The sequence below is a fragment of the Bacteroides sp. 2201st1_D9_2201SCRN_220225 genome, assembly GCF_040928965.1.
Classification (GTDB): domain Bacteria; phylum Bacteroidota; class Bacteroidia; order Bacteroidales; family Bacteroidaceae; genus Bacteroides; species Bacteroides stercoris.
In genome coordinates this window covers 12,210-22,820 of the sequence record NZ_JBCODG010000074.1, presented here as the reverse complement: position 1 = coordinate 22,820, position 10,611 = coordinate 12,210, and the positions used below count along the sequence as shown (strand labels likewise).

10 protein-coding genes and 1 tRNA gene are annotated in these 10,611 nt (G+C 46.8%); 4 read left to right on the top strand and 7 right to left on the bottom strand.

The annotated features are described in order from the left end of the window. Positions 1–3: 3 nt before the first annotated feature. The 4 genes from AB5903_RS18525 to rpsU all read right to left on the bottom strand — a co-directional run bounded on the left by AB5903_RS18525 (position 4) and on the right by rpsU (position 1,635). Positions 4–77: transfer RNA gene (locus tag AB5903_RS18525), tRNA-Thr, on the bottom strand. 96 nt (positions 78–173) lie between these two features. After that, positions 174–473 carry a ribosome-associated translation inhibitor RaiA gene (gene raiA, locus AB5903_RS18520; RefSeq protein WP_005656567.1) on the bottom strand — a complete coding sequence of 100 codons (300 nt, stop codon included), beginning with the start codon at positions 471–473 and terminating at the stop codon, positions 174–176. Positions 474–488: 15 nt separating this feature from the next. Beyond that, a complete protein-coding gene (gene xerA, locus AB5903_RS18515; RefSeq protein WP_005656568.1) occupies positions 489–1,373 on the bottom strand; it encodes a site-specific tyrosine recombinase/integron integrase in 885 nt (294 codons plus the stop codon). Positions 1,374–1,443: 70 nt separating this feature from the next. Next, positions 1,444–1,635 carry a 30S ribosomal protein S21 gene (gene rpsU, locus AB5903_RS18510; RefSeq protein ID WP_002558090.1) on the bottom strand — a complete coding sequence of 64 codons (192 nt, stop codon included), beginning with the start codon at positions 1,633–1,635 and terminating at the stop codon, positions 1,444–1,446. A gap of 271 nt (positions 1,636–1,906) precedes the next feature. On the opposite strand from rpsU, the gene AB5903_RS18505 reads away from it, so the two are divergent. Then, positions 1,907–3,700, top strand: a complete 1,794-nt coding sequence (locus tag AB5903_RS18505) for an aminopeptidase P family protein (protein WP_272710112.1) — start codon at positions 1,907–1,909, stop codon at positions 3,698–3,700. A 15-nt stretch (positions 3,701–3,715) separates the two neighbouring features. Beyond that, the gene (locus AB5903_RS18500) at positions 3,716–4,231 is read left to right on the top strand and encodes a gamma carbonic anhydrase family protein (protein ID WP_005656571.1); all 516 of its coding nucleotides are present in this window, start codon (positions 3,716–3,718) and stop codon (positions 4,229–4,231) included. A gap of 273 nt (positions 4,232–4,504) precedes the next feature. Here AB5903_RS18500 and AB5903_RS18495 read toward each other — a convergent pair whose 3' ends face one another. Together AB5903_RS18495 and gltX are read right to left on the bottom strand one after the other, a co-directional pair. Next, on the bottom strand, positions 4,505–5,725 hold the full coding sequence (locus AB5903_RS18495) for a 3-deoxy-D-manno-octulosonic acid transferase (protein WP_005656572.1): 1,221 nt from the start codon (positions 5,723–5,725) through the stop codon (positions 4,505–4,507). An 18-nt stretch (positions 5,726–5,743) separates the two neighbouring features. Further along, positions 5,744–7,270 carry a glutamate--tRNA ligase gene (gene gltX / locus AB5903_RS18490; protein ID WP_368118099.1) on the bottom strand — a complete coding sequence of 509 codons (1,527 nt, stop codon included), beginning with the start codon at positions 7,268–7,270 and terminating at the stop codon, positions 5,744–5,746. Between the two features lie 97 nt (positions 7,271–7,367). Between gltX and AB5903_RS18485 the strand changes: the two genes are divergently transcribed. Further along, the gene (locus AB5903_RS18485) at positions 7,368–9,440 is read left to right on the top strand and encodes an HD family phosphohydrolase (RefSeq protein ID WP_005656575.1); all 2,073 of its coding nucleotides are present in this window, start codon (positions 7,368–7,370) and stop codon (positions 9,438–9,440) included. Then, on the top strand, positions 9,437–10,204 hold the full coding sequence (locus tag AB5903_RS18480) for a hypothetical protein (protein WP_342979007.1): 768 nt from the start codon (positions 9,437–9,439) through the stop codon (positions 10,202–10,204). The genes AB5903_RS18485 and AB5903_RS18480 overlap by 4 nt, the downstream gene beginning before the upstream one ends. Here the strand turns inward: AB5903_RS18480 and AB5903_RS18475 are convergent. Continuing rightward, positions 10,164–10,611: low molecular weight protein-tyrosine-phosphatase (locus tag AB5903_RS18475; RefSeq protein WP_368118098.1), on the bottom strand; the 448-nt coding region annotated here is incomplete at its 5' end. The genes AB5903_RS18480 and AB5903_RS18475 overlap by 41 nt on opposite strands.

Below are 10,611 nucleotides of genomic sequence, written 5' to 3'. Positions count from 1 at the left end.
TTGAGCCTCTTGTCGGATTCGAACCAACGACCCCGAGATTACAAATCACGTGCTCTGGCCAACTGAGCTAAAGAGGCAATCTTTTTAAAAATGCAACCGCAACGTTCTACCGCGAGCGAAACGGCTGCAAATTTAGACATTTATTTTTTACCCGCAAAATTTTAAGCGGATTTTTATTTACTTCGTTGTTTTTCCTTGTATTTAACCAGCTGTTTTTCCAAAGCTTCCAGACAAAGATCCACTGCTTCTTCAAACGTATCACAAACCTTATTCGCATAAAGCTCACCGTTGGGCACCAATACTTTCACCCCGGCTTCTTTATTTTCGGCTGTTTCCGGTTTAACTACCTTTAATGACACCTCTACTTTCTCTATATCATCGTAAAATTTCTCCAATTTAGCAGCTTTCTTCTGAATAAAAGCCTGCAACTGCTCTGACGCATCAAAGTGAATCGATTGAATTCTAACTATCATACTTACCTCCTTTTTTTAGGCTCGAGGATGAGCCTGATTATACACTTTTTTAAGCTCTTCAAAAGTAGTATGCGTATAAACTTCCGTAGTCGCCAAACTTTCATGCCCCAACAGCTCTTTTATCGAGCTCAAATCAGCACCATTGTTCAGCATAGCCGTTGCAAAGGTATGCCTCAGCACATGCGGACTTCTTTTTTTTACAGTTACTACCTTTGACAGGTTTCGTCTCACAATATATGCTACGATACCGCGGCCAAGCCTTTCTCCATTCTTTCGGACAAAAAAAGCATCCGAACGAACCGGCAATGCTTGATTCCGCACATTGACATACTCCTGCATGGAACGCCCCAGTTCCTTATCAAAAGGTATCAGACGTTGCTTATTCCGTTTTCCGGTCACTTTAATAAGAGAAGCAGAAAAATCAACATCTTTATCATCCAACCCTATCAATTCCGAAAGCCTCATACCTGTCGTATAAAACATTTCGATAATCAAACGGTCGCGATACCCTTCAAACCTTTCTCCAAAGTCGACATCATCCAACAACCTATCCACTTCACCTTCTCTCAGAAAGACAGGAAGCGGTTTCTTTTTTTTCGGCCCTGTTACTCTCCGTAACGGATCTGCCGCCACCAATCCTTTCTTTAAAAGATACTTGTAATATGTCCGGACAGAACTCAACTTTCGATTCACCGTATTAGGCGCATAACCTTTATCCATCAGGGAAACAATCCATTCACGAATAAGATCCACACCTACATCCGACGGGGCTAAATCTCCCAACAGCTTCTCACCAAACTTCTGCAACTCAAGAATGTCCGTCCGGTAATACCTTACAGTACCTTCAGAATAATTCCGTTCATACAGAAGATAGTCGAGAAAAGAATCTGTCAACAGCATATCGTTACATCTAAATCATGCAACGAATGTATGAAAAAGAATTCAATAATTCAAAGGAAATTACGAATTATTAATCTTCTACTTGTTGAAGTTGCTGAACGTAAACTGCACGCTCTTTCTTAAGTCTTTTAGTCACAGACGGTTTATCAAACTGTTGTCTGCTTCTCAACTCTTTAACGATACCAGTCTTTTCAAATTTTCTTTTAAATTTCTTCAGCGCTTTTTCAATGTTTTCGCCTTCTTTTACAGGTACTACAATCATTTTTTTGTTTTTAAAATTTAAATGGTTTATAAAATCTCACGATTAAATTGAGCGGCAAAATTACACATACTTTCTTTATTCACAAAACTTTCGACAAAAAAATCGACAATCCTAACATAAAATACCTGCCTTTCTTACTGACAGTTATCAAAACTGCCCGCAGATAAGATTTCACTTACAGAAGCAACAATAGATAAAATAACAGAATTTACTCCATGTAATACAAGTAAAGTGAGTATCTTTGAAAACGCTTATCAACACCTTATACAGTATGAATTTAACAATTAATGAACGTATTGCCGCCTTGCGGACACACATTGTCCAAGAAAACATACAGGCATTCATCATTCCAAGCACAGACCCTCACCTCAGCGAGTACGTAGCTCCCCACTGGCAGTCGCGGGAATGGATTTCCGGATTTACAGGTTCAGCCGGCACGGTAGTTATAACAGCAGAAGAAGCCGGTTTATGGACCGACTCCCGTTATTTCCTGCAAGCCGCCCGGCAGATAGAAGGAACAGAAATCACATTATACAAAGAGATGTTGCCTGAAACGCCAAGTATTCCGACATTCTTGAACTCACGCCTGCAAGAGGGAGACACCGTAGGAATAGACGGAAAAATGTTCTCGGCCAAAGAAGTGGAGCATCTGCAAGAAGCATTGAGAAAGAGCGGTATTCATGTAAAAAGTGTTGCCGACCCCCTGCAACTGTTATGGAAAGACCGCCCGGCAATGCCATTGTCTCCCGCGTTTATTCACGACACACAATATGCCGGCAGGAGCTTTACGGAGAAACTTGCAGCCGTCCGAAAAGAGATGGACGCAAACGGTGCTGAGTCTTTGCTACTGTCGGCACTGGATGAAATAGCCTGGCTGCTCAACATTCGAGGAAATGACGTACACTGCAACCCGGTTGTTGTCAGCTACCTGCTGATAGAGAAAAACGCAGTGCATTATTTCATCCAACCGCAAAAAGTCACAGCAGAGCTAACTTCCTATTTTAACGTTAATGGTATCTCCGTACATACATATGAAGAAATAGAAGATTACCTTAACCACTTCCCTGCAAGAAGCATACTGGCAGATTCCGCCAAAACAAATTACGCCATCTACTCGGCAATCAATCCGCAATGCCGGATAATCGACGGCACATCCCCCGTAACTCTACTGAAAGCCATCCGCAACAAACAGGAGATAGCCGGCATCCATACGGCTATGCAAAGAGACGGCGTGGCATTGGTTAAATTTCTGAAGTGGCTGGAAGATGCCGTCCCTACAGGCCGGGAAACAGAAATCAGTATAGATAAAAAGCTACATGCTTTTCGGGCTGCACAACCACTTTACATGGGCGAAAGCTTTGATACGATTGCCGGCTATAAAGAACATGGAGCCATAGTTCACTATGAAGCCACTCCCGAAACGGATGTAACACTGAAAGCGGAAGGCTTTCTTTTACTGGACTCCGGAGCCCAATATCTGGACGGAACGACAGATATAACCCGTACCATCGCACTTGGCAACTTGACGGAGGAAGAGAAAACCGATTACACCTTAATATTGAAAGGCCATATCGCACTGGCAACGGCGGTATTCCCTGAAGGCACCCGCGGAGCGCAACTGGACGTATTGGCACGCCTCCCGATATGGAAGCAGCACATGAATTATCTGCATGGAACCGGCCACGGAGTGGGACATTTCCTCAATGTACACGAAGGACCACAGAGCATCCGAATGAACGAAAATCCCATTCCCTTGCAACCGGGTATGGTCACTTCCAACGAACCAGGCGTGTACAAGGCCGGAAGCCACGGCATCCGCACCGAAAACCTGTTACTGACAGTCCCTGCCGGCGAAGGTATGTTCGGCAATTATCTGAAGTTCGAGACCATCACGCTCTGTCCTATCTGCCGGAAAGGAATCATCAAGGAATTGCTGACTGCCGAAGAAATCGAATGGCTGAACGAATACCATCGAGTTGTATACGAAAAGCTATCTCCTGACTTAGACAATGATGAAAAAGAGTGGCTGAAAGAAGCATGTAAACCATTAATTATTAACCGATAACCAACAGAAAAAAAAATGGCACTAATAAAATCAGTAAGAGGTTTCACTCCGGAAATCGGAGAGAATTGTTTTTTAGCAGATAACGCTACTATCATCGGAGATGTAAAAATGGGACGGGATTGCAGCATCTGGTTCAGTACCGTACTGCGCGGAGATGTCAACTCCATCCGCATCGGAAACGGTGTAAACATCCAAGACGGAAGCGTACTGCACACCTTATACGAGAAATCCACCATTGAAATAGGCGACCATGTATCCGTAGGCCACAATGTAACCATCCACGGAGCTGCAATCAGGGATTATGCACTTATAGGCATGGGGTCTACCATTCTGGACCATGTCGTAGTAGGCGAAGGCGCCATTGTAGCCGCCGGCTCATTGGTACTTAGCAACACCGTAATAGAACCGGGAAGCATTTGGGGTGGCGTACCTGCCAAATTCATCAAAAAGGTAGACCCCGAACAGGCAAAAGAACTAAACCAGAAGATTGCACACAACTACCTGATGTACTCAAGCTGGTACAAGGAGTAAAGGTATCGGCTGTCTCTCAAAAGGAGACTGCCTACATATAGGAAAAATGAAAGCGTCACAACTCATTCTTTGAGAAGACAAACTTTTTAACTTGAAATTAGAACATCCTAAAAGACTAAAGAAAAGGGTCGTATCATTACTCTCAAAACGGAGTTTGATACGACCCTTTTAGAGGTTATAATTACAGTCTGTAACTTTTCAGAGTCTCGTTTTAGTTTTGACAACCCCTCATATTTTTTATGGAAAGAGGTCTTTGGCAACCTCTTCAACAGTCTAAAAGTTTATCATACCCAAAACTTTGTCCGTTGCCCCGGCATTACCGGTTACATAAGTCCCCGCATTCGTACCGGTCTCGCGCAAGAAGCTTTCATCTTCCAGCATACGGTCGAGCAACGCTTTCAGTTCTTCATAACTCTTGACAGAGAACCCGCCTTTTGCCTCCAGGAGCTGAACGGCTTCCTGGAATTTCTGGTACTTCGGCCCAAAGATTACCGGAATGCCATATACGGCAGCTTCCAACGTATTATGGATACCCACTCCGAACCCGCCGCCGATATAGGCAATCTCTCCATAGCGATAGATGGAGGAAAGCAGGCCGAAGCAGTCTATTATCAGGCAATCCGCCTTACGGACATTCTTTTCGTCGGCACGGGTATAACGCACATACGGCCGCTTCAGCTTACGGATTATCTCTACCAAATGATTTTCGTCGATTACATGCGGAGCGATAATCAGCTTCACTTCCGGATGCTGATTAAAGTATTCGATAAACAAATCCTCGTCGGGCTGCCAGGAACTTCCGGCAACAAAAGTCATCGTATTGTTCTTGAACAACTCAACCAAAGGCAAGTCTTTAGCCTCTTCCCGAATTTGAAGCACGCGGTCAAAACGGGTATCCCCCACCACAGTCACCCGGTTGATACCAATCTTCGCCAGATAACGCTTGGAGCGCTCGTTCTGCACGAAGATGTGGTCGAAGTTGCGCAGCACATTCCTATACGTACCGCCGTACCATTTAAAGAAAATCTGCCCGCGGCGAAAGATGGAAGACACGCTATAAACGGGGATGCGGCGCTTATGCAACTCATCCAAGTAGTTCTTCCAAAACTCATACTTGATAAAAAACGCCATGCAGGGATTCACCAGGTCAAGAAACTTCCTCACATTGCGCGGTTTGTCGAAAGGCAGATAACACACGATATCCGCCCCCCGGTAGTTCTTGCGCACTTCATAGCCCGACGGCGAAAAGAATGTCAGCAAAATACGATAATCCGGATATTTGGCACGTATCTTCTCAATCAGCGGGCGTCCCTGTTCAAACTCTCCCAAAGAGGCAGCGTGAAACCAGATATAACGCGCATCCTTCTCCAACTGCTGCCGAAGAAGTTCGTACACGACCCAGTGCCCCTTCATCATCTTCCGCGGTTTACGGCTGAAAGGAGCCACCAGGTGCACCGCAATATCATAGAGTATTATTGCTAAATTATAAAACATACTTTTCTCCGCTTCAACTTATTTCAGAACGTCGATGGCACGCTGTATGCGGGCAAGCGTCTCTTCTTTGCCCAACAATGCGGTAATATCGAACATGTGCGGTCCTTTACACTCTCCTACCACTGCCAGCCGGAAAGCATTCATCACATTACCCATGTGATATCCTTTCTCCGTAATCCAGCCGATAACTACATCTTCCGACGGTTTAGAGGAGAAATCTCCAATGCCCCGAAGCACTTCCATCAATTCCGTCATGATGCGCGGAATATCTTCCGACCAACGTTTCTTCACATCCTTCTCGGCATACTGTTCAGGAGCAACAAAGAAGAAACGTGCCTGCTCCCACAGTTCCTTCACGAAGTTGACGCGGCCCTTTACCAGGGAGACTACCGTAGTAAGGAACGCATCGCTGTATGCACCAAGGTCTACACCGTGCTCTTTCAGTACCGGCTTGAAAAGTTCCGCAAGCTCCTCGTCCGATTTCTGAAGAATATATTCATGGTTAAACCAGATACCTTTCTTATAGTCGAACTTAGCACCCGATTTGCTGCAATGGCTCAGATTGAACAGTTTTACAAGTTCATCCATCGACATCAGTTCCTGGTCGTTACCCGGGTTCCAGCCCAGCAAAGCAAGGAAATTGATGACAGCTTCCGGCAGATAGCCCGATTCGCGATAGCCCGAAGACACTTCGCCCGACTTGGGGTCGTGCCATTCCAGCGGAAATACCGGGAAGCCCAGACGGTCGCCGTCGCGCTTGCTGAGCTTACCGTTACCTTCGGGCTTCAGCAACAGCGGCAGGTGTGCGAACGCCGGCATCGTATCTTCCCAACCGAAAGCACGGTACAGCAGCACATGCAACGGAGCGGAAGGCAGCCACTCTTCACCGCGGATAACGTGGGAAACTTCCATCAAATGGTCATCCACAATATTTGCCAGGTGATAGGTAGGCAGTTCGTCCGCCGATTTGTAAAGCACCTTATCGTCAAGGATAGACGAGTTTATCACGACCTCGCCACGTATCAAGTCGTTCACATGCACATCTTCGTCCGGCTCTATCTTGAAACGGACCACATACTGCCTGCCTTCGGCAATCAGCGCGTCCACTTCCTCTTTGGGCATCGTCAGCGAATTGCGCATCTGCATGCGTGTAGAAGCGTCGTACTGGAAATTGGCAATCTCCGCACGCTTGGCTTCCAGCTCCTGCGGAGTATCGAAAGCGATATATGCCTTGCCGGCATCCAGCAACACCTGTACATACTTCTTGTATATGTCGCGGCGTTCGGACTGACGGTACGGACCATGTTCTCCACCAAAGCTGACACCCTCGTCAAAAGGAATGCCCAACCACTTGAAAGACTCCAATATATATTCTTCCGCCCCCGGCACAAACCGGTTGGAATCGGTATCCTCAATGCGGAAAATCAAATCTCCTCCATGCTGACGGGCAAAGAGATAATTATACAACGCAGTGCGCACACCACCGATGTGCAACGCCCCCGTAGGACTCGGGGCAAAACGGACTCTGACTTTTCTTTCTGTCATAATCTATCTTACTTATAACTAAATTAGACGGCAAAATTAAACCTTTTTTTCCATACTATTGTTTTTTTTTGTACTTTTCGCAAAAATTTCAACCGATATGAACTATTTCAAAGGTAAAAACAAAGAGTTCTCGTTCAGAGATTTGATATACAAGGCACTTATTTTTATAGGTACGGTGGGAGTTATTGTCTATTTCCTGCCGAGAGACGGTAAGTTTAATTACCAGTTTGACATTGACAAACCCTGGAAGTACGGGCAACTGATGGCTACCTTCGACTTCCCCATCTACAAAGACGACCAAGTCGTAAAAAAAGAACAAGACAGCATCCTGGCCTCTTTCCAACCCTATTTCCAATTGGACAAGAGCACCGGGAAAGAGGCGCTCAAGAAACTGAAGAACGACTATCAGACTCATCTGCGCGACATTCTGCCCTCTTCCGATTACATCCGCCATATCGAAAAAATACTATCCGAAGTGTACCGGGCGGGCATCCTTTCCACTGAAGAACTTGCCCGGCTGCACAAAGACAGCACATCTGCCGTCATGGTGATAGACGACAAGCTTGCCAACCAACGGAGCATCGACAAACTCTACTCCGTAAAGCAGGCATATGCCTACCTGCTTACGGCCGACACCATACACTATCGTCCGAACATACTCCGGCAGTGTTCCCTCAACGAATATCTCTCTCCCAACCTCACCTACGATGCCCGGCGGACAGAGACCGCCAAGGAAGAAATCCTCGACAACTATTCATGGGCAAACGGCATCGTACTGAGCGGGCAGAAAATCATCGACCGCGGCGAGATAGTGAGCCGGGAGACCTACAATATCCTCGAAAGCCTGCGCAAAGAGTCCATCCAGCGCAGCGAGTCCATCGGCCAGAAACAACTGATGCTGGCAGGGCAGATTCTGTACGTCGGCATCTTCATATTGTGCTTCATGCTTTATCTCGACCTCTTCCGCAAAGATTATTACAACCGCAAAGGCAACCTCGCGCTGCTTTTCACCCTTATCATGTTCTATTGTGTGGTAACGGCCGTTATGGTAACAAACAATATATTCAACGTATACATCATTCCCTATGCCATGCTGCCCGTCATTATCCGCGTGTTTCTCGACTCACGGACTGCCTTTCTCACACAGGTCGTCACAATACTGATTTGTTCCATCTGCCTGCGCTATCCGCACGAGTTCATCCTGCTGCAACTAACGGCAGGTTTGGTTGCGATTTTCAGTTTGAGAGAATTATCGCAACGCTCGCAGTTGTTCCGCACGGCCATCCTGGTGATTCTGACTTATGCAGCCGTTTATTTCGCTTTTGAACTGATAACGGAAAACGACCTGTCCAAACTGAACGGCAGTATGTACACCTACTTCGTGATAAACGGCGTATTGCTGCTTTTCACGTATCCGTTGCTTTTCCTGGTGGAAAAGACCTTCGGCTTCACTTCAAATGTTACTTTGGTGGAATTATCCAACATCAACAACAGTTTGCTGCGGCGCATGTCGGAAACCGTACCCGGCACATTCCAGCATTCCATGCAGGTAGCCAACCTCGCAGCCGAAGCAGCCAACCGCATCGGCGCAAACAGCCAGTTGGTGCGTACAGGCGCTTTATACCATGACATCGGCAAAATGGAGAATCCGGCATTCTTTACCGAAAACCAATCGGGCGGTGTCAATCCGCACAAGAATCTTGGTTACGAGCAGAGTGCGCAAGTCGTCATCGGACATGTAACGGACGGATTGAAACTGGCCGAGAAGAACAACCTGCCTAAAGTCATCAAGGATTTCATTACTACTCACCACGGTAGGGGAAAGACAAAATACTTCTACATATCCTGGAAAAACGAGCATCCCGGCGAGGAACCCGACAACGAGTCATTCACCTATCCCGGTCCCAACCCTTTCAGCAAGGAGCAAGCCATCCTGATGATGGCGGATTCCGTAGAGGCAGCCTCGCGCAGCCTGCCCGAATATACGGAAGAGAGCATCAGCAACCTGGTAGACAAGATTATCGATTCGCAGGTGGAGGAAGGTTATTTCAGGGAGTGCCCCGTCACGTTCAAGGACATAGCAACGGTAAAAGCCGTTTTCAAAGAAAAATTGAAAACCATCTACCACACCCGCATCAGTTACCCGGAACTTAAAAAGCAAGACCTATGAAAATCAGTACCAAAGAACAGCAAAGAGCGGAATTTCTGTTGCAAAGCCAACGGATTCAACTGCATCAGATTGAAAGTTTCAGTTTCATGGAACGCTACCCCCGGCAGGCGCATAAGGATATCCCGGCAGGAAAAGCCAAATACGGTCCCGGAATATTCGTTTTCCACCTAAAGGAAAAGCAGGATAAAGTAATATACATGCCTCCCTTCAGGCATCCTTCATCACTCGTCCGCTTTCTGGTGTCGCAAGGAGTGCCTTTTGCCAATTATGTTCCGCGCGGACGGAGCATGGAAACCCTCCCGGAGGAAACTTACCGGCGTCCCTCGCTGTATATGTTTTGGTTCTTCATATTATTCCTTATGTTCCTGATATTGGGTTACTATTCCGTCGGCATCGATGCATGGTGGGGATTCATTCCGGCCATCCTGTCCTTCGGACTGAGCCTTTTCTTCATTTGCATGCTGATGACCCGGTTCTGCTACCTGACGCTGGACAACGAAAACCTCACCGTACACAGTGCAGGCAGGACAATCCGCTATCCGTATACAGACCTGCGCAAGGTCAACTTTGATTTTGCCCGGGAGCAGACTTTCACCCACGTCATGGAATTGCTCGACAAGGACTACCGTTATCGTCTTTTCTACATCGGCCGGGTTTCAAGGAAGAAGCTGAATGAGATTGCCGAACGGTTGCAGCAGGCCGGAGTGGATGCAACGTGCAGCCTCAACGACAACAAGCGTTTTTATCATGACAACAGGCATTGAGCGGTGATTCTTCGCCAACCGCTCCGAGCAATCCGGCGCAGGCGTCTTCCAATATATCGAGTACGTATTCAAACCCCTCGGCTCCGCCATAATAAGGGTCGGGCACGTAATCGGCATGGGCAAACTTAGTACAGTATTCCGTCATGCGATGTATCTTTCCGCATGCTTCTACAGAAGGGGCACGCTCTTTCAAATCATCAATATTACGGTCATCCATTCCGATAATCAAATCGAACTCATAGAAATCATCCGTACGTACCGGACGGGAACGGTGCGTCAGGTTGTAACCCCGACGGGCGGCATGGGCACGCATCCTGCTGTCGGGCAGCTCTCCCTGATGATAGGAAAGAATACCTGCCGAGTCGATAACGAACTCATCTTCACGCCCTGCCTCTTCTATCAAATGC